Annotated in this window: 19 protein-coding genes; 9 read left to right on the forward strand and 10 right to left on the reverse strand. The window is 70.8% G+C overall.

The window, feature by feature from the left end:
- The first annotated feature begins 128 nt into the window (after window positions 1-128).
- The 3 genes from GPA02_RS02095 (at window position 129) to GPA02_RS02105 (ending at window position 3,239) form a co-directional block, all read left to right on the forward strand.
- On the forward strand, window positions 129-773 hold the full coding sequence (locus GPA02_RS02095; protein ID WP_156198201.1) for a phosphatase PAP2 family protein: 645 nt from the start codon (window positions 129-131) through the stop codon (window positions 771-773).
- Window positions 774-955: 182 nt separating this feature from the next.
- Window positions 956-2,623: a polysaccharide biosynthesis tyrosine autokinase gene (locus GPA02_RS02100; protein ID WP_156198202.1), complete on the forward strand. Its 1,668-nt coding sequence runs from the start codon at window positions 956-958 to the stop codon at window positions 2,621-2,623.
- A 49-nt stretch (window positions 2,624-2,672) separates the two neighbouring features.
- Window positions 2,673-3,239 (forward strand): arsenate reductase/protein-tyrosine-phosphatase family protein, encoded by a 567-nt coding sequence (locus GPA02_RS02105; protein ID WP_162457673.1) that lies wholly within the window; start codon window positions 2,673-2,675, stop codon window positions 3,237-3,239.
- Here GPA02_RS02105 and GPA02_RS02110 read toward each other — a convergent pair.
- Complete coding sequence (locus GPA02_RS02110; RefSeq protein ID WP_156198204.1) at window positions 3,223-4,374, reverse strand: glycosyltransferase family 4 protein; 1,152 nt, start codon at window positions 4,372-4,374, stop codon at window positions 3,223-3,225. The two genes, GPA02_RS02105 and GPA02_RS02110, sit on opposite strands and share 17 nt — an antisense overlap.
- Window positions 4,371-5,705: an O-antigen ligase family protein gene (locus GPA02_RS02115; RefSeq protein WP_156198205.1), complete on the reverse strand. Its 1,335-nt coding sequence runs from the start codon at window positions 5,703-5,705 to the stop codon at window positions 4,371-4,373. The genes GPA02_RS02110 and GPA02_RS02115 overlap by 4 nt, the downstream gene beginning before the upstream one ends.
- Before the next feature lie 75 nt (window positions 5,706-5,780).
- On the opposite strand from GPA02_RS02115, the gene GPA02_RS02120 reads away from it, so the two are divergent.
- The 5 genes from GPA02_RS02120 (at window position 5,781) to GPA02_RS02140 (ending at window position 15,426) form a co-directional block, all read left to right on the forward strand.
- Entirely contained in the window at window positions 5,781-6,989 is a 1,209-nt protein-coding gene (locus GPA02_RS02120) for a glycosyltransferase family 4 protein (protein WP_156198206.1), read from the forward strand.
- A gap of 181 nt (window positions 6,990-7,170) precedes the next feature.
- The gene (locus tag GPA02_RS02125; protein ID WP_156198207.1) at window positions 7,171-12,048 is read left to right on the forward strand and encodes a LamG-like jellyroll fold domain-containing protein; all 4,878 of its coding nucleotides are present in this window, start codon (window positions 7,171-7,173) and stop codon (window positions 12,046-12,048) included.
- 9 nt (window positions 12,049-12,057) lie between these two features.
- Complete coding sequence (locus GPA02_RS02130) at window positions 12,058-12,609, forward strand: hypothetical protein (RefSeq protein WP_156198208.1); 552 nt, start codon at window positions 12,058-12,060, stop codon at window positions 12,607-12,609.
- On the forward strand, window positions 12,602-13,699 hold the full coding sequence (locus tag GPA02_RS02135; RefSeq protein ID WP_156198209.1) for a hypothetical protein: 1,098 nt from the start codon (window positions 12,602-12,604) through the stop codon (window positions 13,697-13,699). Before GPA02_RS02130 ends, GPA02_RS02135 begins: the two co-directional genes overlap by 8 nt.
- A gap of 47 nt (window positions 13,700-13,746) precedes the next feature.
- The gene (locus tag GPA02_RS02140; protein WP_156198210.1) at window positions 13,747-15,426 is read left to right on the forward strand and encodes a phosphotransferase; all 1,680 of its coding nucleotides are present in this window, start codon (window positions 13,747-13,749) and stop codon (window positions 15,424-15,426) included.
- 12 nt (window positions 15,427-15,438) lie between these two features.
- Here GPA02_RS02140 and GPA02_RS02145 read toward each other — a convergent pair whose 3' ends face one another.
- Complete coding sequence (locus tag GPA02_RS02145) at window positions 15,439-16,362, reverse strand: glycosyltransferase family 2 protein (RefSeq protein ID WP_156198211.1); 924 nt, start codon at window positions 16,360-16,362, stop codon at window positions 15,439-15,441.
- A 16-nt stretch (window positions 16,363-16,378) separates the two neighbouring features.
- Window positions 16,379-18,289, reverse strand: a complete 1,911-nt coding sequence (locus GPA02_RS02150; RefSeq protein ID WP_156198212.1) for a hypothetical protein — start codon at window positions 18,287-18,289, stop codon at window positions 16,379-16,381.
- 482 nt (window positions 18,290-18,771) lie between these two features.
- Here GPA02_RS02150 and GPA02_RS02155 point away from each other — a divergent pair, with 482 nt between their 5' ends.
- A complete protein-coding gene (locus GPA02_RS02155; protein ID WP_162457674.1) occupies window positions 18,772-19,713 on the forward strand; it encodes a glycosyltransferase family 2 protein in 942 nt (313 codons plus the stop codon).
- Here the strand turns inward: GPA02_RS02155 and GPA02_RS02160 are convergent, their stop codons facing one another.
- The 6 genes from GPA02_RS02160 to GPA02_RS02180 form a co-directional block, all read right to left on the reverse strand.
- Window positions 19,714-20,673 carry a glycosyltransferase family 2 protein gene (locus tag GPA02_RS02160; protein ID WP_162457675.1) on the reverse strand — a complete coding sequence of 320 codons (960 nt, stop codon included), beginning with the start codon at window positions 20,671-20,673 and terminating at the stop codon, window positions 19,714-19,716.
- The gene (locus GPA02_RS18765; RefSeq protein ID WP_162457676.1) at window positions 20,670-21,359 is read right to left on the reverse strand and encodes a polysaccharide deacetylase family protein; all 690 of its coding nucleotides are present in this window, start codon (window positions 21,357-21,359) and stop codon (window positions 20,670-20,672) included. The genes GPA02_RS02160 and GPA02_RS18765 overlap by 4 nt, the downstream gene beginning before the upstream one ends.
- A 185-nt stretch (window positions 21,360-21,544) precedes the next feature.
- Window positions 21,545-22,525, reverse strand: coding sequence for a glycosyltransferase family 2 protein (locus GPA02_RS02170; RefSeq protein WP_162457677.1), 981 nt, complete (start codon window positions 22,523-22,525; stop codon window positions 21,545-21,547).
- A 10-nt stretch (window positions 22,526-22,535) separates the two neighbouring features.
- Window positions 22,536-23,360, reverse strand: a complete 825-nt coding sequence (locus GPA02_RS18770) for a glycosyltransferase family protein (RefSeq protein WP_162457678.1) — start codon at window positions 23,358-23,360, stop codon at window positions 22,536-22,538.
- The gene (locus tag GPA02_RS02175; RefSeq protein ID WP_156198216.1) at window positions 23,360-24,187 is read right to left on the reverse strand and encodes an ABC transporter permease; all 828 of its coding nucleotides are present in this window, start codon (window positions 24,185-24,187) and stop codon (window positions 23,360-23,362) included. Before GPA02_RS02175 ends, GPA02_RS18770 begins: the two co-directional genes overlap by 1 nt.
- A 1-nt stretch (window position 24,188) precedes the next feature.
- On the reverse strand, window positions 24,189-25,403 hold the full coding sequence (locus tag GPA02_RS02180) for an ABC transporter ATP-binding protein (protein ID WP_156198217.1): 1,215 nt from the start codon (window positions 25,401-25,403) through the stop codon (window positions 24,189-24,191).
- Window positions 25,404-25,424 lie beyond the last annotated feature (21 nt).

Raw genomic sequence — 25,424 nt, forward strand, 5'->3', positions numbered from 1 at the left:
GGGCGCTGCTCGGAGCGGCAGGGCTCAGCGCCTTCATCGGGCTGTACGCGCTCGCCGTTCTCACACCGACAGGGCAGGCCCTCGACGCGTCGTCGCTCGGGATCCCCGCCGGTCTGACCCTCGAGACCGTGCTGGAGGTGTCCCGGCTGCGGACCACGGTCGCGTTCGGGCTGGTCGCCGTCGCCGGGCTCGCGAGCGTCGACACGCTCGCACGCCGCGAGTGGCGCCCCGTCGCCGCAGCCGCCGCGCTCGTCATCGCCACGATGCTCGCCACCGAGTCGCTTCGGCGGATCCTGCCCCGCCCCTACCTCGGTGACTTCGCCTACGTCGAGAACACCTACCCGAGCGGGCACGCCGCGCTCGCCTTCGCGGCGGTCATCGCGGTCGCGTGGCTGCGGCCCCCGTGGCTTCGGCCGTGGGTCGTCATGCTGCTCGGTGCGGGAGTCGTGTTCGTTGGCCTCGCCTCCCTGACGTCGTTCGCGCACCGCGCGAGCGACATCGCTGGCTCCGTGCTGCTGACGGCCTCGCTCGCTGCGTGGGTGGTCGTGGCGGGACGCGAGCCGCCCCCGCCGCCGGCGGTCCACGACCGGCGCTGGCAGGTGGTCGCCGGTGTCGCGATCGTCCTGGCGGCGGCGTGCGCCATGGCCGCCGCGCTCGGGCCTGCCGCATGGGTCGGCCAGCTGCTGCGCACCGGCACGGCCGCGGCGGTGCTCGGTGCGGTGACGCTCGTCGTCAGCCTCCACCTGCGGCTACGTCAACGGCGTCGTCCGTGAAGGGTCTGTGACGGGTCCGGGCTCATCCTGGTCAGAGCCGACCTTTCGTTGAGATCGCGGTGTAATCTGGGCGCTGCAGCTAATCCACGGAGCGCCCGGACGGACCCGGTGGAGAGCATGGAAACAGAGCCGAGTCATGACGGCCGGCCGGCGGATCGGGGGAGATCGTGACACTCCGGCAGGTGCTCGATGTCCTGTGGAAGCGCATCTGGATCATCGCAGTCGTCACCCTGGTCGCGGTCGGTTCCGCCGCTGGCTACCTGGCGATACGCGACGTGAGCTATGAGACCCGCGGGACGATTCGCCTCAACGCCGTGGTCACCGAGGCGGTCGCGTCCGGCGAGCTCGGCGGGGTCGCCGTCGACCTGGACACCGAGACCATCACGGCGCCGCTGATCCTCGACCCGGCCGCCGAGGCCGCCGGGGAGCCCGCTGGGGCGCTCGACGGCGCGATCGAGGCCTCCTTCCGTGAGGGCGAGCGCACCGGACGCATCGTCATCAACGGCACCGGCCCGACGCCGGCCGCTGCGCAGTCGCGCACCGAGGCCGTCATCGAGGTGTACCGCGCCTACCTGGACGAGCAGCTCGCGGTCGTCGACACGACCCTGCGCGAGCGTCACAGCGAGGCGGTGGCCGAGGCGCAGGACCTCCAGGCGGAGGTCGGTCGAGATCCCACCAACTCGATCGCCGCCACCAATCTGGGGATCGCGCTGGCACGCATGAGCTCGATCCAGACGACCCTCGACGAGATCGCGACGGCGGGGCCGGCCAGCACCGTGCTCGACGTCGTGTACCCCGGGCGGCTCGTCGAGCCCGGCCGCGCCGTGGTCCTGGCCGTGGCGATCGCGACGGGCCTGATCATCGGCATCGGGGCCGCCCTGATCCGCGACCAGTTCGACAATCGCCTGCGCGACTCCGACGAGATCGAGCGCATCAGCAGCACGACGTCGCTGGGGGAGCTGCGGTGGGACCGCAGCGTCAAGAAGATGGACCCGCCGCTACCAGTGGCTGCCCGCAGCCGGACCAACCTGAGCGAGGGTTTCCGTGCCGTGCGGTCCACGCTGCAGGTGCTCCTCCCGGCACGGCATGCAGCGTTCGTCGTCACCAGTGTCGGTCCGGGCGACGGCAAGTCGTTCGCGTCTGCCAACCTCGCGGTTGCGTGGGCGCGCGCGGGGCGACAGGTCGTCATCCTCGGCGGCGACCTGCGACGCCCGGAGCTCGGGACGTACTTCGCGGACGCTGCGGACGGCCCTGGTCTTGCCGAGCTCCTCGAGGAGAACGCCGCCGGTACCCCGGTGACCGAGGCCGCGGTCGAGGCACGACTCAACGACACCCAGCACGCACGTCTGCGTGTGCTGCCGTCCGGTGCGGAGCCCCTGGACCCGGCCGACCTGCTCGCGGGCGACGGGTACGCCAAGGTCATGGCTGTGCTGCGGTCCCTGGCCGACATCGTCATCGTCGACTCGCCGCCGGCGATGGGGCTGGCCGATGCCTCGCTGCTGGCCGGTGCGACCGACGGCGCCGTGGTCATCGCCACGGTGGGCCGCTCCGACCGCGCCATGGTCGTCGACGCGATCGAAGGGCTCGAGGCCAACGGTGTGCGTGTCCTCGGCGTCGTCGCCAACCGTGGCCGCCGCCGCCTGCCGAAGTCCTACGCCGTCTACCTCTCCTCGGACCGGGTCGCGAGCAACCGCGAGCGCCGCGAGAGCGACGAGACGCCCTCGCCCGACCGTGAGCGGGCCCCCGTCTTCCCACCCGCGGCTCCGCCGCAGCGGAGGTCCGAGCGACGGCCCGACGCGGACGTGCTCGGTGACCGCGACGACAGCCTGCTCGGTGGCGACCGGCGCTGAGGCGGCGTCCCAGGTGAGTGGTTCCGCAGAGCCAGCGGGCAGCGTGCCGGTGCGCCTGCTGGTGGTGTGCCGCGCGAACCAGTGCCGTTCGCCGCTGGCCGCTGCGATCGGGAACCGGCTGGCGGCGGGCAGCGACCTCCGGTTCGACTCGGCCGGCCTGCTGCCGGGCGGGCATCCGATGCCGCGCCGCGGGCTCAAGGTCGCGCGCGAGCGTGGCCTCGACCTCCGTCAGCACCGCAGCCGAGAGCTTCGGTCGGCGGACATCGGCGCGGCCGACCTCGTGCTCGCGATGTCCCGGGGGCACGCCCGCGAGGTGCTCCTCGACGACCCGGACCTCTGGCCGCGGCTCTTCACCCTCAAGCAGTTCTCGCGCTGGGTACGTGCGCACCCGCGCCCTGACGGCGCGGACGTGCGGGCATGGCTCGAGGACGCCGCGGCGGACCGGGATCGCTCCGAGCTCCTGGGCTCCTCGCCAGCCGACGACGTCGCCGACCCCGTGCGCGCTCGGGTCGCCGGCTGGCGTCGGACCGCCGACGAGCTCGAGGCACACCTGCGCGTCGTGGTCGGCGGGCTGCTCGGCAGCGACGCCCGAAGGGGTCTCAGAGCCGGTCGATGACGGCCCGCAGCCGGCGCCAGGAGGAGGACCAGTCGCGCTCCTCGGCCCGACGGCGGGCCCGCAGCCCGTAGTCGCGACGGAGGTCGCTGTCGGCGACCAAGGCGCGCAGGGCGGTGGCCAGCGCGTCCGGGTCGTCCCTCTCCACGAGCAGACCTGCGTCTCCGACTACCTCGGGGATACCACCGACACGGCTCGCGACGACGGGGAGGCCGGTGGCCATCGCCTCGCCGACGGTCAGTCCGCTGGGCTCCCGCCAGCGTGAGGGCACGACGAAGACGTCCGCACTCTGCAGCAGTGTCGGGAGCGACGGCCGGTCGACGAACGGCTGAAAGGTCACCGGCCCGGGAACCGCCGCTGCGAGATCGCGCAGCGATCGTTCGTAGGCGGTGAGCGGCGCAGCGGCGTCGAAGCCGCCGCTGCCGACGACGACGCACTCGATGTCGTCGCGGTCGAGAGCACGCAGTGCGCGCAGCAGCACGTCGGGACCCTTGTCCTCCACGACCCGGCCGACGTACATGATGCGCAGCCGCTCGCGACCCGGCTCGACAGGGGCTGGGAAGAACATCGTCGTGTCCACGCCGTTGTCGACCACGTGCACGCGGTCGGCGAGCGTTGCGGGCAGCTGCTCGGCGGTGCGCGCGGCAAGGTCCTCGCTGACGCACACGATCGCAGCGACGTCGCCGAGCCTGCGCGTGGCCTCGCTGCGCCCGACGGTCCGGAGGAGGTCGTTGTGCGCGTAGAGCACGACGGCGTGAGGTCCGCCGCGCAGCAGAGGGGGCAGCGCGGGTGCGTTGTGCGCCAGCACGACCGCGGGAGGCATCGTCGCCAGCGCGTCGGCGAGCGGTCGCCACGCGCGTGTTGCGGCCACGCGTGGAAGCCCCAGCCGGGCGAGTCCGGCGTCGAGCACGCGCTCGATCGGACGGGGACCGCGCGCGGCGCGGTACTCGATGACGGCGGCCGAGTCGTATCGCGGCCGGAACGTCGTCTCGTCGAGGAGGACCGAGTGCCGCCACCGCGGCGGGGCGTCGTCGGCGGACGCCGAGGCCAGCCCGTGCACGACGGTGGGGATCGCAGATCCGGTGCGCGGGGAGAAGTGGTCTCCAGGGGTGATCGCGTGGATGAGGTGCCGAGTCATGCACGCACCCCGCGCGTGCGCCTGAACACGGTCTGCACAGGGTGAGGGATCCGCCGGATGCCGAGCGCCTCGTCCCGCGCCTGCACGCCGTAGCAGATGCCGGCGACGATCCAGAGGATCGACGCGTGGCCGGCTACCCAGTAGATGTCGAACTGCGCCTGTGCGAACCGGCCCGCGACGAGCGCGAGCGCCAGCGTGCCGTAGACCGGGTTCATCGTGGCCAGGATCCAGATGGCCGCTCCGAACATGGCCAGAAAGCCGATGAGACCGAGCACGCCGACCGTCGTCAGCACCTCGAGCACGACGTTCGGCGGCTGGAATCCCGAGTAGCCGGTGTGACCCGTCACCCACCAACGGTGCCCGACGCCGAACAGCGGCGACATCTCCCAGACCTTGACCGAGTCCGCGTACCAGTCCAGCCGCTGGTTCGCGGAGTTGAACGGGTTGTCGGACTCGAGCTGCTCGAGGACCGCGCTGTAGACGAAGTACATGCCCGGGATCGTCACCAGCCAGATCAGGCGCGAGCGCTTGCCGTTGTGGAACCGCGGCCTCAGCCCGACGACGAGCGCGCCGACGAGGGCGCCGACGAGCGCCTGGCGGGACTGCGCCGCGAAGGCGCCGAGTGCACAGGCACCGAAGGTGAGATAGCCGAACAGCGGTGTCCACCGCAGCCATGTCGGGTTCGCGAACCCGACGATCGCCCCGACCATAAGGATCGCGCCGAGCGCGTTCTTGTGGAGCCCGCCGATGTAGACCGGCCCGAACCCGTTGGCGAACGCGGTCCCGATCGCGAGCAGCGCCAGCACCCAGCAGATCGCGACGTAGAGGCCGAGCGCGAGGCGGGCGTGCCCTTCCCGCCCGACGACGAACCCGACGACGAGGCTGCCGAGCACGAGCACGAGCTCGTGGACCCACTCCACCGCGTTCGCGGCGTACGGGTTGAGCAGCAGCTGCGGTGCGCTGAGCGCGATGTAACAGCTACCCGCCCACATGAGCGGTTGCATGGCGACCGCGCCCTTGTTGCGCAGCATCAGGAGCGCGATCACCGTCGCGCCGCCGAGCGCGAAGTCCGCGATGCTCATCGGCCCGAGCCGGGCGACCATCATGCTCGCCGGCACGGCGAGCACGGGCAGCAGCGACAGGTCGATCGCCGCCACGGCGACCAGCAGCACGACGACGGCGAGCGGCAGCGCGAGCCCGGGCTCGATCGCGGCGGTCAGGCCGGCCATGAGTCCGAGGCCGACGAGGACCGCGACCCCTGCGCCGGTCGACAGCACCGACCGCGCGCCGGCCAGCGGCGAGGGGTCGACCAGCGCTCGGGGCGGGCTCACGCGAACATCGTACGGACTGCGGGTGCCACGCCAGGGCTAGGGTTGCGCACGATCGGTGAGGGAAGGGTGGCGACGATGGGCGGGGTGCCTGCTCCGGTGCGCGTGCTGGTGGTCACGCACACCGCCGAGCTCGGCGGCGCCGAGTCCGCGCTGCTCAGGTTGCTGCGCGTGACCGACCCCGGCACCTTCGAGGTCGAGGGCGTCGTTCTGGAGGCCGGGCCGCTCGTCGAGCGGCTCCGCAGCACCGGTGCCGAGGTCCACGAGCTGCGTGCGGGGGACGTCACCCGCGTCACCCGGACCGCGACCGTCGGTTCGGCCGGCGCGGTGCTGCGCAACGGTCGGGATGCCGCGCGGGTGGCGGCGCGGCTGCGCCGGCTGATCCGCCGCCGACGGCCCGACCTGGTGGTGGCCAACTCGCTCAAGTCCGCGGTGATGGTCTCGCTCGCAGCACCTGCGGCCCGCACTCCCTGGGTGTGGCACCTCCACGACCGGGTGGCCGAGGACTATCTGCCCGGCCCGGTGGCGACGGCTCTGCGTGCGCTCGCCCGTCTGGGCCCGCGCCGCGTCGTGGTCAACTCGCACGCCACGGCGGCGACGCTCGGCGCGGGTGCGCAGCGGAAGGTCGTCGTGGCCTACCCGGGTCTGGCGGCGGAGGCCTTCGACGCACCCGCGGGTGGTCGGCAGGGCGGGCCGGTCGGGATCGTCGGCCGTGTCAGCAGCACCAAGGGGCAGCGTGAGTTCCTCGCCGCGGCGGAGACGGTCGGACGGCAGCGCCCCGATGTGTCGTTCCGCGTCGTCGGTGCCGCGCTCTTCGAGGACGCGGTGGTCGAGGAGGAGCTGCGTGCCGCCACCGCGGCGTCGAGCGTCGCCGATCGGGTGGCGTGGACCGGGTGGGTGGACGACCCCGCCGGTCAGCTGCGCGACCTGAGCCTGCTCGTGCACGCCTCGCCCGTGCCGGAGCCCTTCGGCCAGGTCGTGACCGAGGCGATGGCCGCCGGCGTCCCCGTGGTCGCCACCGAAGCAGGCGGCGTCCCCGAGATCCTGGACCCGGACGGCAGCGCTCAGGGCGTCGCCGACGGTGTCCGTCGGTCGGCGACCGGGCTGCTCGTCCGGCCTGGTGACGCCGACGCGCTCGCTCGTGCGATCGTGTGGGCGCTCGACCACCCCGAGGTGTGCCGCGACGCCGCAGCCCGCGCGCGCGACGACGCCCGCCGCCGGTTCGGCATCGAGGTCACCCGTGACGCGGTCGCGCGGGCCTGGACGGCCGCGGTGCGGCCGGGGTGAGGGCTTCACCCTCTCTCACCCTCGCGCCTGCTCCCGTCATCCCGAGATCGTCCCGGCCTGCATGACATCGGCATGTTCACGCCGATCGCGGCCGGTATAGCGTTCCGGCACGGCGTGTTGGGGGGCACACCTGTATTCGGGGTACACGTTGTGCCGCAACCCTTCCTGTGAGTGAGTGCAGATGAGCATGCCTGCTGAGGACGAGAGCTCTCGAGTCGTGTCGTCCACCCGGGTGTCGTGGTGGCGCAGGCCGCGTGGCCTGCGACGCGCCCTCGTCGGTGCCGCCGTCCTCGGCCTGGTCGTGGCCGGCTGCGTCGGAGCTCCGCGAGAGACGGTGGGTGCGGGCGACCACGGCAGCGACCAGGCCCGCGATCTCGTGCCGGGGGCGGACCCTGAGGACGCGCGCCCGATCGGCGGCTCGGTCGGACAGGACATCGGCGCGACGTTCCCGGCCTCCCAGGGCGGCCCCGGTCGCCCCAGCACCATCGTGCCGTCGCTGTGGTGGGTCTGGCGCGCCATCGACACCGGCACCATGCGGTTCTCGACGGTGGGCAGCGAGATGGACACGGCGATCACCGTGCACCGAGGCAGCGCCACCGGAGCCGTCGTGGGCAGCGGCACGACCGCCGGCGACCTGGACACCGCTGAGGTCGAGGTCGCCGTCGACGAGGACGAGACCTACTACATCGAGGTGCGGTCGGAGGAGGAGGAACCCGCGGCGGGCCTGGTCGTGCTGTCGTGGCAGCCCACGACGCCGAGCGGCCCTGGCGCCACCTCTTCTGCGGCCTCGCCCTCCTCGACACCGACGCAGACACCGAAGCCTGGGAGGACGCCGTCGGTGACGGCGCCCACCACCACGACGCCGGCGCCTCCGACGTCGGCGGCGTCCGCACCGGTCGCGCCGGCCTACACGGCACCCGAGATCCCGCTCATGGGCACCACGGGCGAGAAGCCGCAGTCGAAGGTGTGGCAGGCGAACGGGCACTGGTGGGCCGTTCTCGCCACCGCAGCGACCAACCCGGTCGGTACCTGGGTCTGGCGCTACGGGAGCGGGCAGTGGTCCGCGGTCCACCAGCTGTCGGACCGCATCGACGTCCGGGCAGACGTGCTGCCGGTCGGGGACGTGGTGCACGTGCTGCTCCACGGCCCGACGACCTCGCTCGTCTCCTTGCAGTACGACGCCACTGCGGCCAGCTACGTGCCGTGGTCGAGCCGCACCGCCCCGACCGTGATCTCCCTCCCAGGGAGCGAGACCGCGACCGTCGACGTGGACGGCACCGGGCGCATGTGGCTCGCCACGGAGACGTCCAGCCAGATCCAGGTCCGATGGGCCGACGCCCCGTACGCGACCTTCTCCTCGCCGATCACGATCGCGTCGGGGATCACAGACGACGACATCGCGGTCGTCACGAAGTTGCCGGGCCGCATCGGCGTGCTGTGGTCGAACCAGAACACGCAGCGGTTCGGGTTCCGCACGCACGTGGACGGAGCCTCGCCCAGCTCCTGGACCGCCGACGAGGTTCCCGCGTCGTCATCGGCTCGCCCGGTGGGCGGGGGGATGGCGGACGACCATGTCAACGTTGCGGTGGCCTCCGACGGCACGCTCTACGCGGCGGTCAAGACCTCCTACAACTCGCCGAACGAGACGGTTATCGGTCTGCTCGTCAGGCGCCCGAACGGCTCCTGGGACCCGATGTACCAGGTCGACCGCAGGGGCACACGACCGATCGTGCAGATCGATGAGACGACGGCGACGCTGCGCGTCATCTACACCGCGAGCGAGGGTCTCAACGACATCATCGAGAAGGTCACGACCCTTGCCGCTCCCGACTTCAGCGGCCCGGCCGACACGGTGATGGCGGGCTCACGGAACAACGCGACCAGCACCAAGCGGAACGTGAGCGGAACCGTCGTCGCGATGGCGGGCGGGACCTCGACGACCGGCACGGCCACCCTCGCGTGGACCCACCCCGGGGCGCCCAAGGTGAAGGATGATGCGTTCGCCACGGCGCCGGGACAACCGGTGCAGGGCGACGTGACGGTCGACTCGGCACTTCCGATCGACGCGATCGAGCTCGTGCAGGCGCCTGCTCACGGGTCGGTGACCTTCTCGGGAACCACTGGGTTCTCCTACACTCCGGCCGCTTCCTACGTGGGTCTCGACTCCTTCAGTGTCCGAGTCCGAGCGAACGAGCTGTGGTCGGGTGAGGCGACGATGACGATCGGTGTCTCCGACGAGCCGAGCTTGCTGGGCTCCTGGGACTTCGACGACGCTCAGGGCACCACGGTGTCCGACGGATCCGTCTGGGGTCTGAACGGAACGGTGCAGGGCACCACGGCGTGGACCGACGGCGTCGGTGGTTCTGGCGCCCTGCGCCTGGACGGGAACTCCGGCCGGGTCGTCATGCCGCCGTCTCCGATGATGGACACGATCGAGCACCTGACAGTCGCAGCGTGGGTGCGTCCGGAGAGAATTGCGACCCAGTACGTCGTCAAGAAGGCCGACGACGACGTGGTGGACGGCTTCGAGCTCGCGTTCGCCTCGTCCGGCCGGCCCTACCTGCGCCTGAACCACGGCTCGTCTCACAACGACTATCGACTGCAGTCACCTGTCGTCCCGACGGCGGACGGTGCGACCTGGGTACACCTCGTCGGAACGTACGACGGGATCACGATGAGGCTCTTCGTGGATGGTGTCCAGGTCGCGTCACAGGCAGGGCCGGCACAGGTTGCTCAGAACACCCTTCCGCTCATGATCGGCGGGGAGACGAGTGCACGGAACCCCTACCAGGGCGCTGTCGACGGTGTGCGGGTGTACGACCGCGCTCTGAGCGCTGCCGAGGTCGCCGCTCTGTTCACGGGTGAGGCGCCGGAGCCCGAACCGGAGCCGGAGCCCGCACCCGACCCTCAGCCTGAGCCGGGCGCTGTCGGCGTGTGGCGTTTCGACGAGAGTGGCGGCAACCAGGCCTACGACCTTTCCGGCCAGGCGAACCACGGCGCACTCACCGGAGGGGTGACACGCGTGCCAGGTCACGACGGCGGCGCACTGGCTTTCGATGGTGTGTCTGCTCGGGTCAGCGTCCCGGACCAGCAGTCCCTGGATCTCTCCGACGCGATCACGATCTCGGCATGGGTGCGACCCGACCGGGTGGCCACCCAGAGCATCGTGAAGAAGTCGACCAACCACGGCGTCGATGGCTTCGAGCTCTCCCTGGCATCGTCCGGGAAGCCGTTCTTCCGCCTCAACCAGGCGACCTCGGGCGACACCTTCAGGGTCAACGCGCCCGCGGTCGCGACGTCGGACGGCTCGACGTGGACGCACCTGGTCGGCACCTACGACGGGGTCGTGATGCGTCTCTACGTGGACGGTGTGCTCGTCGGGTCGCTCGCGGGTCCGCCAGCCGTCGCGACGAACAACCTCGCGCTCGCCATCGGGGATCAGCCGGGCGGCGGCTACGCGTTCAAGGGCGCCATCGACGAGGTGCGAATCTACGACCGGGCACTCTCGGCAGGCGAGGTCGGCTCGCTGCACGCGGGGGAGGTACCGGTCCCCGAGCCGGAGCCCGAGCCTGCTCCGGAGCCCACGCCGGAACCGGGGGGCATCGGTTTCTGGGAGTTCGACGAGGCCTCCGGGACCACGGTCTTCGACCGCTCTGGTCTCGGCAACGACGGCGTCACCGTCGGTGATGTCACCCGCGTCGAGGGTGTCAGCGGGGGCGGTCTGCTGCTGGACGGGTCCACAGGCCGTGTGACGGTGGCCGATGACCCGGCGCTGGACGTCACCGACGCACTCACCGTGATGGCCTGGGTCCGACCCGACCGGGTTGCCACGCAGAGCGTCGTGAAGAAGGCGACCAATCACTCAATCTCCGGCTACGAGTTGTCTCTCGCATCCAACGGGCGGCCGTTCTTCCGGCTGAACCAGGCGACCTCGGGTGACACGTTCCGTCTCAACGGGCCGGTCGCGCTACCGTCCGATGGCTCGACCTGGACCCATCTCGCCGCGACGTTCGACGGGCTCGGGATGAGGCTCTACGTCGACGGCGAGCTCGTGGCCACAGGGCTCGGGCCGGCGTCGATCGCGACGAACGACCTGGACCTAGTGATCGGGGCGCAGCCCGGTGGCGGCGCGCAGCTCAGCGGTGCGGTCGACGGTGTGCGCGTCTACGACCGTGCTCTGACAGCCGCGCAGATGGAGGCCGTGGTCTCCGGTAGCACGCCGGAGCCGACAGCGGAACCGGAGCCGACGCCCGACCCGGAGCCGACAGCGGAACCGGAGCCGACGCCCGACCCGGAGCCGACCCCGGACCCCGAGCCGGAGCCGACGCCGGAGCCGACCCCGGACCCGGAGCCGACCCCGGACCCGGAGCCGACCCCGGACCCCGTGCCGACCGCGGACCCGGAGCCGACCCCGGACCCCGAGCCGGGCGGCGCCGGCGCGGTGGCGACCTGGTCGTTCGACGAGCCCTCCGGCTCCGTGGTCGTCGATGGCACGGGCGCGGGCCACGACGGCACGCTCTCCGCAGGCGTGACCCGCGTCGCCGGCATCAGCGGCGGCGGTCTGCAGTTCAACGGCACGACCGGAGTCGTGACCGTCCCCGACGCCTCGTCGCTGGACCTCTCCGGGCCCTTCACCGTGGCCGTCTGGGTCCGAGCAGAGACCCTGGCGACGCAGCACATCATCAAGAAGGCGCAGGCCCACGTCGTCGACGGCTTCGAGCTCGCGATCGCCAGCAACGGTCGCCCCTTCCTGCGACTGAACCGAGCCGCCTCGGGTGACACGTTCCGCGTGAACGGCACGTCGGCGGTACCGACCAACGGGACGTGGATGCATCTCGCGGGTAGCTACGACGGCGCGACTCTTCGTCTCTACGTCGACGGCGTCCTCGTCGGGTCGGTGGCTGGTCCTTCGGCCGTCGGGACGAACAACCTCCCGCTCGCGATCGGCGCAGAACCAGGCGGAGACAAGCCCTTCAAGGGCACGCTTGACGAGGTCAGGCTGTACGACCGTGCCCTGACGGCGTCGGAGATCGCATCCCTGGCGACAGCGGCGGGATGAGCGTGCGCGATGGACACCTTGCCGCGCGCCGGTAGAGGGCAGGCCCTCTTCGGGTGGGGTGGTTCCCTGCTCCTTGCAGCGGCCCTGGTCACGCCATTCGGACTGCTCGAGCTCACCGACCACGAACCGTATCCCGCGGTGATCTTCCCGGGCGGCGGCCAGTTCGCGGCGAGCCTCCAGGGCGAGCGGGCGGTGTTCCTCAGCTCGACGTTGATCGGGCAGTCACCGACCGGTGACGACGTCGTCGTCGACCGGACGGAGCTGCTCGACCCGATCCCGGCCTCGCACCTGGGTGGCATCATCGGCACGGAGTTCGGCCAGGACACGACGCCGACCCAGACCATCCGCGTCCGGAAGACGGGTCTCGCTCTCGAGCTGCCCCGTCACGTCCCGAGTGCGGCTGACCGGCAGGCAGCCCTGAGGTGGGTCGCCGCACAGCTCGAGGCGCTCGGCCTCCGACCCGACGTGCTGATCATGAGGACGGAGCGGGTGACCGTCGATCATGCCACCGGTGCCGTGCTCGAGCGAGAGGTGGTCGAGGAGGTCGATCTGCTTGGTTGATCGAGCCCTCTCGTGGGTCTGGTGGCGCATCGAGACCTCGACCACCGTCCCTGCACGGTCGCTGGGGATCTTCCGGTGGGTCTTCGGTGCCTACCTGCTCGTGTTCGACGCGCGCTGGTTCGCCTGGCTCGACCGGACGCCCGACGCCTTCTTCGACCCGCCGGTCTTCAGTCTCGCCTACCTCGTCGGACGGTTTCCGCCACCGCCGTTCTTCACGGTCGTCGACATCGTCGGCCTGCTCGCTCTCTGTGCGATGACGGTCGGCTACCGGACCCGCGCCATGACGGTGACGGCGCTGCTCACCTACCTCGTCAGCTCGACCTTCAACTACTCGCACGGGAAGGTCTCGCACCAGATCGCCATCGTGCTGATCCTCGGCTGCATGGCGGTCGCCGACTGGGGCAAGGGGTCGCCCCGTCGGGTCGCGCAGGGGATGTCACTGCTGGCCGTGTCCATCTGCTTCGGGTTCCTCGCCGCGGGGGTCGACAAGGCGCGGTTCTGGCTCACGACCGACCTCGGCGTCAGCGGGATCCTCAGCTGGTACTACCCCAGGATGGATCTGGACGCTCCGAGACTCCTCGCTCCGTTCGTCCCAGGTACTCCGCTGTGGCTCCTCAAGATCGCGGACTTCAGCGCGGTCCTTATGGAGCTGTCGGGTTTCGCGGCGTTGCTCTCGGGTCGCATCGCGTGGCGTACGTGGCTCCTGGTGCTGCCGACGTTCCACCTCGCGAACACGCTGATCCTCAACATCACGTTTCCCACGCAGGTGGTCGGTTACCTGGTGTTCATCGATCTGGCGGCGGTCTTCGTCCTCAAGGGCGAGAGGCTTCGGCGGGCGCGCACCCTCGGGGCCGTGCTGCTCATCGCTGTCACGTCGTGGCACGTCGTGACACGTGTCGCGGGTGGTGGCTCGTTCCACGTCCTCGGCGGCAGCGCTGCTCAGCTCGTGACGGCGGACATCGTGGTCAGCATCTGTGCGTGTCTCACGGTGATCGCGCTCGTTGCGCGTGACCTCCTCGCCGAGGTTGCAGCGGCCCGAGCGCGGCGCACGACAGCCGACAGGGCCCGACCGAGTCCCGTCGCGTCGTGATCGCATGCCGCCGGAGGTGGAGGCGGGCGTGCGGGTATCGTTCGGACGTGGCACCACCACCGGCAGGGAACGCTGACAGCGACCCGGATCCAGGGGCGCAGCACATCCGACGCCTGACCGATCGTGACGTCACGTGGTTGGCCCTTCCGAGTGAGCGGCACGAGCAGGTTCGACGCGCGACCAGCGCATCGGATCTGGTGAACTCGATGCTCGACTCGCTGGATCCGTGGCCGCCCGAGCTGCTCGCGCGTCTGCTGCACCCGGGCGGAGCAGTAGCAGCCGCGCTGGCGATGGCGCCCCCCGGTGCGCGTGCGCTGGACCTCGGTACCGGGTGGCCCTCCTTGGCGGCCGCGCTGGTCTCGTGCGGTCTCGACGTGACGATCGCCGACCCGGTCCTTCTCCGCCTGCGGTTCGAGCGGCTCATGAGCGCCGCGCCGGTGACGGATGCGGTTCATCTCGCGCTCACATCCCAGCTGCCCTGGCCGGACGACTCCTTCGACCGCGTGTTCGTGGACACGGCAGAGGTGCACCGAGCGCGGGGCGATCTGAGGTTCGTGATCGGTGAGGTGGCGCGCGTCCTTGCGCCCGAGGGCGTCGCCGTCGTCGCGCAGGATGCCGGCGGACCTTCCTCGCGCGGTCGACTGCTTCGCCTGCTCCGCGAGGTCGGTCTGCCACATGCGACGGTCCTCGTGGCTCGGCCCGGTCGTGCCGACTGGAGCCGAGTTCTCGACGAGAGCCGCTGGGGCCAGCACCTCACCTCCGAAGCATCACAGGCGTCAGCACCGTCCGTCCGCGGCAAGAGGTTGCTGAAGGCAGCGATAGCTGCGGCAGGAGGCGTGCGCTGGCTCCCGGCCGACCGCTTCGTCGTGGCCTACGGCCCGGAAGCAGCTCCGTGCGACCCACTCGCAGAGATCCTCGCGGAGCCAGCCGGCTCGCGCGAGCTCATCAGGTTGTCGGATGCGCGGGTCGCCGTCCTCGGCCAGGAGTCCTTCGTCAAGCTCCCCTTGTCGAGGCACCAGCAGGACGCCCTGATCCAGGAGGCGCAGAACACGAGACGTGCTCGGTCCACGGGGTTCGCTCCGCACGTCATCCGGTCCGTGCACGTCCATGATTGGCACGGTCTTCCGTACGTGCGATACCCGCTGATCCGCGAGCGCCACGCCAGACCGGGCGAGGCGGAGCAGACGATTGCCCAGATCCTTCGCGGTCTCGCACCTGGTCGAGATGCACCGCTCGGTGCCACCGCCTTCTGGGAGCGGCTCACCGGAGCGCGCGGGGCACGTGACGCGGACGAGGCAGGGGCCCGCGCCCTGCGAGCGCGAGTCCTCGACACGATGGCGGATGTCTCGGTACCGGCCGGCCCGACCCACGGCGACCTGCACGCCGACAACCTGCTCCTCGTGGACGGTGGCGCGGCGATCCTTGTCGACTGGAACAGGTTCGAGCCGTTCAACCCGCTCGTGCTGGACGCCGGCTACGCGGCGATCGAGCACGACCGCCGATCGCACGGTGGGAGCCTTGCGCAGGCGCTCGTACGCTTTCGTGACCGCGAACTGACCGGACCACTGGCCGAGCTCGCGTCGTCCACGATGGGTGATCTCGACAGCGCACAGGCGGCCACCCTGATCCTTCTCGATCGAGTCGTGTCCTACAGCCAGCCGCGCCGCCGCTACAAGCCGTGGACGATGCCCGCCATGGCCCGAGCGGTCGCAGCCCTGGCGGACTGAGCCGTGATCGCGCTAGGAGTCCGATCCAACCGCCGGTGAGGCCGCCGGCCGCCAGGCCCGTCGACGGGTGCGAACGACGATCTCCAGCAGTCCGGCGTACGAGCGAGCCGCGGCGAGCCGGAGCTTCGCCGCGGGAGATGTCGGCCACTCCGCCCGCCAGACCGACCACCAGACCGTGAAGGTCTGACGCAGGTCGTGCCAGCTGTTGGCGGCGAACACCGCAGTGGCAGGATCCGAGTAGAGGTCGGCGTGACCGTTGGCGATGCGGATCGTCTTCTTGGTCAGCTCGCGCCAGGTCGGTCTCGAGGGGTGGTCGATCACGGCGTCGTCGACGTACTGCAGCCGCAGACCTCGAGCATGCAGGCGTTGCCCCCACTCCAGATCACCCCCGGACTGCAGCGTCGCGTTGAACGGCCCGACCTCCTCGAACACGCGTCGAGGGACCACCAGGTTGGCCGTTGCCGCGAAATGGGCCGTGCGCACGAAGAGCTCCTGGTCGAACCCCTCGATCGCCTCGTACAGCTCCGGTCCGGTGGTCGGGCCGGCTGCCGATCTGAACGTGAGATTCACGCGCCCGCCGACCGCGTCGGGCGCTCCCGTCGGATCGGCGAGCACGGCTACTGCTCGCGACACCCACGTCGCGTGCGGGACGCAATCGGCGTCGGTGAAGGCCAAGATCGCGCCCCGAGCCACCCGGACGGCGGCGTTCCGCGCCGCGTACGATCCCTTCTGCATCTCGCGCACCACGGTGAACCGTGCATCCCCAGGAGGCAGCGCGGCCCCGACGTCCTCGGTGGAGGCGTTGTCCGCGACGACGACGTCCAGCGGCCCGGTGTAGTCCTGTGCCGCCAGAGCCGCCAGACACGTGCGCAACCGGTCCACGTCGTTGTAGACCGGCACGATCACGCTGACGCTCGGTGTGGGGCTGTCGGTCATCTGCTCTTCTCTCTGCTCATCCGGGCCGCCGCGTCTGCGCAGCGCTCACGACGGCTCGTTGGAGCGACCAGTCCGTCAGGCGCTCTCGAGCCAGCCACCGCGCGTGGCGTGCGAGTGGTCGCGCACGAGACAGCAGACGCCGCGGCGGCGAACCCGCACGCGTCGTCAGGCCGCCCAGTGCCCACGCGGCTCGGTGCATCTGCTGCTGCCACGGACTGCCCTCCACCAGCAGATCGAGCGGCATCCCGGTCGCTGACAGCCACCGTGAGGCGTACGACATGTCACCGACGGGTCGGTCACCGTCGAAGTCCGCCTGGGGCTCGCCGAAGTTCGCACTCTCGACGAAGGATCCGGGTCCGTCCGGGTAGGCGTGGAGGAACTCGAGGTCGACGAGCTTCAGCCCCTCTCGCGCGTCGAGCACGAAGTTGTCGGGTTTGGCGTCGACGACGTCGTAGCCGGCCTCGTGCAGCTCACGCAGGACTGCGACCATCTCCCGCACGACGGGCAGCGGCAGCGGCCTGCGGTCGCGGGGTAGACGGTCGTCGTACAGAGGGCTCTCGACCCATGTCGCTCCGCTGTCGAGCAGCGGCGGGATCGCACCGATCCGTCGGGACAGGTCGCGGCGCGCGAACACCTCGCGCTCGAGGAACCGGTCGAAGGCAGGAACGAAGGTCTTCCGGACGACTGGTCCCTGGCGGCCGTCGACGACGTCCACCCGTGCGCGCCTGCCCACGGAGAGGTTGCGGATCAGGCCGGGCGGGGGAGCGAGCGCCGCGGCACGCGCGTGCGCCTCGTCGTGCAGCTCGGGCACGCGCTCGGGGAGCACCACCCGCAGGTACTGCCACGCCTCATGGGTGCTGTCGGCGGAGTGGACGGGGTTGAACCGCTCGTCGGGCGGCACCAGCGACTCGATCCGGCGCCGGAGCGCGTCCTTGAGCTCCCACGTCTCGGCGTTCGTGAGGTGAGGGTAACGATGCTGGAGCCACTCGTACGGGGGTATCGGGGCGTGGTGCACGGCGACCGCGAGGACCGCGGGTTCGCCTCCGCTGACGGGGAACGGGCCCTGTCCCCAGTTGCCCCCTCGTAGCTGACGCGCGGCCCGGCTCGCGGCGTCCCCCGTGAGAGGCTCGACCAGCAGAGCGTCGAACCCGAAGTGGTCGAGCAGCCTGGAGAAGTCGTCGACACCGAGGATGTCGAGCGCCCTCTCCCGGAGCAGGAAGACGGCGAGCTCGGCTCGCTCGGGCAACGTCTCGTCCGGATCGTCCTGGATGAGAGCACGCACCCAGTCGTTGTGCGTGGCGAGACGGCGTAACGTGTCCTCGGGAGGGCGCCAGCCGACGGAGGCGAGATAGGTGTCCAGACCCTCCAGCGTCGGGACGAGATCGACGCCGTTGGCGGCTGCGAGCCGCTCCAGATGCGCGGCATAGTCGTGGTCCGCTGCTCCTGCCGGAGGGTGCTGCCCGGCGCTCGGCAGACCGGATGCGGCCCCCTTGTGGTACACGGCGTGATAGGCCAGCGACCGCAGGTGCTCCACCGACGCCGGGACGCTGAAGCCGCTCTCGTGCACGATCGCTGTGGCGAGGATCTGCTCAGCGAGGTGAGGCGGGTAGTACGCGGCGTCGTTGAAGTCGGAGTACGGCAGACCGGACGCGCTGTAGAGGTCGATCGGTTCGGTGCCTGGTTCCGACTCGACCAGCGCGCGGGTGCGCTCCAGGTCCTCGTCGGCCACGAGGATGTCGAGGTCCTCGCCCTCGTCGACGTGCGGGAGCGTCTCGAACCACCGCAGAACGACGTAACGGATACCGGCGTCGGCCAACCGCTCGGCAAGGCCGGTGGCGCCCCAGGCTGGGGAGTAGTAGATCCGCGGTGCGCGCGGGCGCGGGTTGGTGATCTCGAGCACCTCGAACGAGGTGCCAGCCACAGACATGCGCCCCACCGGACGGGAGCGGCCCGCCAGCCGCCCCGTGAGCCGCACCAGCATCGTCTCGACGCTGTTGCCCGCCGATCCACCCCGTTCGACGGCGATGTACCGAGCCCCGATGTCACCGTGCAGACCCCAGACGGCACGCAGGGCGCTCGAACGCACGACGAGCAGGTCGGTGCTGCACCGTGTGGGGTCGAACGCTGCCGGCAACGGCTGCACTCGCTCGGCAGCCGGCCCGGACGCGCGCACCGAGGACAACCGGGACGGGTCCACCAACGAGAGGTGGTGCGCATAGCCGCGCAGCTCCAGAGCCGATGGCAACGACTGGTCCTGCGCACCCAGCTCGAGCACTCGGCCTGAGACGGGGAGAAGCTGCTCAAGCTGCACCTGCCGATGGTAGCGAGACAGTGCGCGTTCGAGCCGTCCGAACCACGTTGCTACGATCCCGGACATCGACGCTCGCATGGGAGGCGCTGCCTGTGAGGATGACGGTGCCGGCCCTGTCCGTCGTGATCCCGGCGTTCGACGCCGAGGCGACCCTGGGTGAGCAGCTCGACGCCTTCGCCCGCCAGCGAACAACGGTCCCCTTCGAGGTCCTCGTCTGCGACAACGGCTCGCGCGACGGCACGCGAGCGCTGGTCCGTGCTCGAGAGGTGGGGGCCCCGTGGTTGCGGCTGCTGGATGCCTCGGCGCGGCGCGGTCCCGCGGCCGCGCGCAACGTCGGCGCGCGGCACGCGCAGGCGCCGCTGCTGGCGTTCGCCGATGCGGACGACGTCGTGGCGGACGACTGGGTGGAGACCATGCACGCGGCGCTCGAGGTCGACGAGCTCGTCACCGGTTCCTTGGAGGGCGAGCTGCTCAACGCTGCCCACCGCGCGTCGGTGAGCTGGACCAGCGAGGCGGTGTACGCGATGCCGTTCATGCCGCGGCTGCGGGGTGCCAGCACCAACAACCTCGGGGTCCGGCGTGCGGTGTTCGAGAAGGTCGGAGGCTTCCACGAGGACCTGCGGACCAGCGAGGACACCGACCTCTGCTGGCGGATCCAGCTCGCCGGTCACCGCCTCGTGGAGCACCCCGAGATCGTGCTGCACGTGCGCAAGCGAGATGGTGTGCGAGCCGCGTTCTGGCAGGGCTACCACTACGGGGTCGGGGACGAGCTGTTGCGCGCTCGGTATCTGCTCGTCGCTGCAGCGCTCTGCGAGCAGGACGAGAGCCCTCGTGGAGACGCCGCGGCTCCGCCGTCGAGCGCGTCGGACCGGTTGCGGCAGCTGGCCGAGCGGGTGGGCCGGTTCCGAGGTCGGGTCAGGTGGGCCGACCATGCGTTCCGCGCAGGTCATCGGTGGGGGTCGATGCGTGGTCGACGCGCGGCGCGTGAGGTCGTGCCGTTACCTGTGCCGGTCGTGCTCCCTCGACCTGACGGCGCCTGATCACGACCGCCTGCCCTTGGGTCGGCCGTCACGCCGGCCGGGGCGGCGAAGCTCCGCGGCCGTGGGCTGAACGATGCCGTCGAGATCTGCGGTGCGCCACCCCAGGCGCCACCCGATCCGCCAGGCGAGGTTCGCGATCGTCTCGGGTCTGAGCAGTCGTGCGAGCCGCCGTCGCGTCTGCCCCGGATCGGTCGTCGTCGCCGGGGCCGCGGACGGCGGCTCGTCGACCGCGGCCAGCTCGGCCGCGACCCGCGCGTACTTGTGGGCAAGCCGGTGCGCGCCGGCGCCTGCCGTGACGGCGTGACGGAAGACCTGTCGGAGACCGCTGCGTCGCCGGACGTGCAGCACCATACGAGGCTCGTAGTGGAGGCGGTGCCCCAGCAGCTGGGCCCGCAGGCACAGGTCGTCGTCCTCGGCGGTGCGGAGCGTCTCGTCGAACCCACCCACCGCGTCGAAGATCTCGCGACGCATGGCCATGTTGCCCGCACCCGCCGTCACCAGACCCGGCATCCACTCGAGGTGTGTCAGGCCGTCGAGCTGAGGAGACCAGGACACGGTGACGCGGCTACGGGGGTGGAGCCGCTCGATGTCGAACCGGCCGGCGACGAACGCGTGCTCGGTGAGCGCCCGCTCGACGGCGTCGGCCCATCCGTCGCCGACGACGTCGTCGGCGTCCACGAAGGCGATCACGTCACCCCGAGCGGCCTCGACACCGATGTTGCGCGCTGCTGCGGGGCCGCGCCGCGCCCCTGCATCGACCAGGCGGACCTGCGGATGCTGCGCCGCCCATTCCTGGACAAGCCTCCGGGTGCCGTCGCGTGAGCCATTGTCGCACACGAGGATCTCCCAGGGCCGGCCGGCGGCCTGAGCAACGAGGGGTGCGAGCTGGTTCGGAAGGGTCGAGGCCGCATCGTGAGCGGCGATCACGACGCTCAGCCAGGGAGTGTTGACCGTGGTCATGACCGGCTGCGCTCGCGCGCGTACGTCCGTACGCGTGGGTAGGCGCGAAGCATGGCGCCCATGGTCATCGACAGGTAGCCCTCGTCGGCGAGCCGGCCGAGGAGCCGATCCAGCACGCGCGCCTTGTCGAAGGCAGGCAGCTGCTCGCCCGGACCCAAGCGTTCGGGGTCCGCACGGTCGTCGTGCAGCAGGAGCACAGCTCCCGGGTGCACCGAGCGCCATGCTGCCTCGACGACATCCTCCTCCGGCGCGTCCACCCAGTCCCTGGCGTCACCCGACCAGATCGCCAGCTCCAACCCGTCACGCGCCAGGATGCGCGACTGCGCAGGTGTGTGCCGACCGTACGGGGGCCGGTACAGCGCAACCGGTCGACCTGCCACGGCCTCGACCGCCGCCCGAGAGTCCCTGACCCGCCGGAGCGCGACACTCGTCGGCTGCTCCAGCAAAGAGGTGTGGTCGGGCCCGTGCAGGCCGATCTCGTGCCCCTCGTCGACGATCCGACGCACGATGTCGGGGTGGCGGCGAGCCGGCCCCTCGAGCACGAAGAACGTGGCGCCGGCACCGTGCTGCGCCAGAACGTCGAGCAGAGCCGGTGTGTGCTCGGGATGAGGTCCGTCGTCGTAGGTCAGCGCGAGCACCCGATCGCCGGTCCGCACGGCGAACGTCCCGAACGAGTCCCAGACCACGGGCGGCAGAACGGCTCGCGGGACTCCGCGGAGGCGCCAGGGCTCGAGTGGCGGCGCCTCGAGGGCGCGGCGACGCACGATCAGCCCAGTCCTCACGGAGCGTTCCCGTTCGTCGCCCGGCCCGTGGTCGCGTCGGGTCGCTCCCGCATGGCCGCACCACTCGCTCGCGTCTGCTCGGCCATCGACTACCTCGACCCTCCCTGGCGATCGGACCGCGTCGCACGGATGGCCGCAGGCACCCCTGCGAGCAGACCTGCCAGCTCGGCGAGCGAGCGCGTCAGCACGACCGGCGCGAGCAGTCGCTTCGACACGCGGCGAGGCCTGCCGTCGGAGTGGCGCGGACCGAGACGTCGGACGAACACGCGCAGGTACTCGCTCTGGTCGCGCAGGGTCGTCAGGGCGTAGCGACGGACCAAGGGATCGCGCCACCCGAACACTCGCACCAGGAGCATCAGGTGGTTGCGGCGCGCGTAGTACAGGTATCGCCGGTCGAACCGCTTGCCACCGGAGGTGTAGGGCGCGGCGACGTGGCGGACGATCGCGCGCGGCTGGAAGACGAGGCGCCCGCCCGCCTTCCCGAGTCGCAGCGAGATGTCGGACTCCTCGCACAGGCAGGTGCCGGGGTAGTTGCCGCGGATGCCGCCGATCGCGTCGAGTGCGCTGCGGCGGAACGACATGTTCGCCCCGAGGAGGTGGTCGACCTCGATGACGCGGCCGGGATCGGCGGCGAAGTTGCCGGTCAGGCGGCCGTCGGGCAGCAGCCGCCCGATCTCCCCGAGACCCGAGGTCTCTTCCCCCTCGATACCATTGAGCGCTCGTCCGCCGACCGCCACCACCGAGGGGTCCTCGTACGGCGCCAGCAGCTGGTCGAGCCAGTCCGGGTCGACGAAGGCGTCGTCGTCGATGAACGCGATGACGTCGCCGTCGGTCGCCGCGTAACCGAGCTGCCGCGACTCCGGCATCGTGCCAGGACCGAGCTCGTTGCGCACGAGCCGGACGTCGGGGAACTCCTCGGCGACAAGGGTGATCGTGCGGTCGTCGGGGGAGGCGTCGACGACGACGATCTCTCGCGGGGCCGTGGACAGCCGGCCGAGGTGCTCCAGGCAGGTCCGCACGTAGTCGGGCCGGGCGTAGGTGATGATGACGACCGAGGCGGTGAGGCTCATGGGGCTCCGTTCACTCCGGCACCGTGACCATCCGGTACCAGTCCCGGCGCCGCAGCGGGTTGGTGAGCACCGTGCGCCACGGATGGCGCTGTCGACGTGCCCAGCGTTGGTACACGATCGGACGAGAGTAGTCCGCGGCGTGGCCCGACCAGCCGAACTTGCGCCGGATGGTGTCGTGGTCGCGCACCCACGAGTAGTGCAGCACCGCCTCGCGCGGCCGGACGACCTCGTGCACGATCGTCTCGTGGTGGTGGGCCGGGTCGGTGTTCCACGGTCGGAGGTCGACGCGGTAGGTCGGGACATCGGTCTGCCGGGCGTGCACGAGCTGCGTGCCCGCCCTGACCGCGAGCGGGCCGGGGTAGGACGCTGCAGGCCGCCAGAACCGCGTGCTCGCCTCCAGGTATCGCCCGCCCGCGACGCGCGTGTACAACCAGCGGGAGGGGTAGGCGAGCGCCGCGGCGCCCGCCGCGTCGGCATGCCGTAGCGACTGGAAGAACCGGCCGGCGTCGAGCATCACCTCGTCGGTGTCGAGCTGCAGCACCCAGTCCGCTTCCTCGGAGGCGAGGTCGAGCGCCGTCTGGCGCTGGAACGTGTCGTTGTCCAGCGGCTCCTCGTCGAGGCGCGCGAAGTGTCCGGGTGCGTGCACGCACTTGCCGGCGGTGTCGAGGGAGTCGATGATCTCGAGGCACTCGTCGACAGGCAGCGGTGTCCCCGTCCACGAGGTCGACGTCTCGTCGTAGGACAGCACGATGCGCTCGACGTGGTCGTAGTAGGACCGCAAGCTCTGCGCGAGGAAGTTGGGGTCTGCCACCAGGACGTACGCCGTGACGCGCATCAGATGTAGTCCGCGAACTCGCGCTCGTTCTTCTGGAAGACGAGAGTGCCGAGGAAGAACACCAACGGGCCGGCGACCGCGATGGCGACGAGCTGCCACACCGGCGGCATCGCGGTGCCCAGCGTCGACCAGCGGAAGGCCTCCAGGAACCAGGTGACGGGATTGATCTCGAACAGCCAGCGCAGGTTCTGCGGCACGGCTGAGAGCGCGTAGGCGAGGGGGCTCGCGTACATCAGCAGCTGCATGAACCACGGCAGTACGTAACCGACGTCGCGGTACTTGACCAGGTAGGCCGCAGCCGCCAGCCCGAACCCGACACCGAGCAGCATCGTCAGCACGATCCAGACCGGCAGGAGCAGGATCTGCCACCCGGGCGCGATGCCGAAGATGATCATGAGGACGACCAGCAGCGAGAACCCGACGAGGAAGTCGAGCACGATGGAGGCCAGGCTCGAGATCGGCACCAGCAGCCGTGGGAAGAAGACCTTCTGCACGAGCGACTGGTTGCTCACCATCGACGACGACGACCGGCCGAGTGCGCCGTTGAACAGGTTCCACGCGAGCATGCCGGCGAGCGTGAACACGAAGGTCGGCACGCCCTCGGTCGAGAGGTCGGCGATGACGCCGAAGACGATCGTGAAGATGCCCGCGCCCGCCAGGGGCTGCAGAACCACCCAGGCGATCCCGAAGATCGTCTGCCGGTACCGGACGATGATGTCGCGCTGGGCGAGTCGGATGGCGACCTCGCGAGCGCGCCAGATCTCCCGCCACGGCGGCAGGTTGAGGCGGCCGGGCGGCGTGATGACGATGCGGTCGGGGTTGTCCACCTCAGCGCCCCTCGTAGTCGAAGTTCACGAAGACGAGACCCTTCTCGGTGCTGGAGGACTCCGAGAACTCGGGGTACGGCAGGTCGGGAAGCACCTCGAACCTCCAGGCGCCCTCCCAGGCGTCCAGCACGCCGGCCTGGCACACGTAGACGTCGACGGTGTACTGGCCGGGCTTCAGCCACAGGTCGCGGACGACGAGTCGCCCCGACTGCGGCTCGCTCGGGTCGAACCACTTGCCGACGAGCCGCGAGTCGCACTGCGCGATCACGGCGCCCTGGTCGTTGTTGATGTGCGCGGAGACGAAGTAGGTGCCGATGAGCTTCTTCGAGCGTGGCACCGTGAAGTCGATGACGATGTCGTCGCCCGACTTCACGAACTCGTCGCTCATCGACACGGACTCGAGCCTGACCTTGCCGTTGCCCGGCCGGCTCTTCGGGTCGCTCTGCGCGAGCGCGAAGCTCTCGAAGCTGTCGCGGTAGGCCTCGAGCGTGCCGTCGACGGTGCCGGAGTAGACCAGGTGGCCGCGGTCGAGCAGCATCGCCGAGGTGCACAGCGCCTGCACGGTCTGCAGCTGGTGGCTCACGTAGAGCACCGTGCGGCCGCCGGTGGCGGCCTCGCGCATCTTGGCGATCGAGCGGCGCTGGAACTCCGCGTCGCCGACGGCGAGCACCTCGTCGATCGCGAGGATCTCGGTGTCGAGGTGCGCGGCGACCGAGAACGCCAGCCGCACGTACATGCCGGAGGAGTAGCGCTTGACCGGGGTGGCGAGGAACTTCTCGATGCCGGAGAACTCGACGATCTCGTCGTAGCGGCGCAGGATCTCCTTGCGGGTCATCCCCAGGATCGCACCGTTGAGGAAGATGTTCTCCTTGCCCGTGAGCTCCGGGTGGAAGCCCGTGCCGACCTCGAGCAGCGACCCGACGCGGCCGTTGAGCTCGATCCTGCCGCGCGTCGGTGCCGTCACACGGGTGAGCAGCTTCAGCAGCGTGGACTTGCCGGCCCCGTTGCGGCCGACGATGCCGACGGCCTCGCCCCGCGGGATCTCGAACGAGACGTCGTCGAGGGCGTCGAAGAGCGTGTACTTCATCTTGCCGGTCGAGCGCAGCCACTGGATGGCCGCCTGCACCGACGTCGAGGGCCGTTCCCCGAAGGCGCCGAGTCGGTACGTCTTGCCCAACCCCGAGACGACGATTGCGGGGTCCGCCGTGCTGGTCACGGGAGAAAACTACCCGGTACT

This window comes from Actinotalea caeni (assembly GCF_009733795.1).
Classification (GTDB): Bacteria; Actinomycetota; Actinomycetes; order Actinomycetales; family Beutenbergiaceae; genus Pseudactinotalea; species Pseudactinotalea caeni.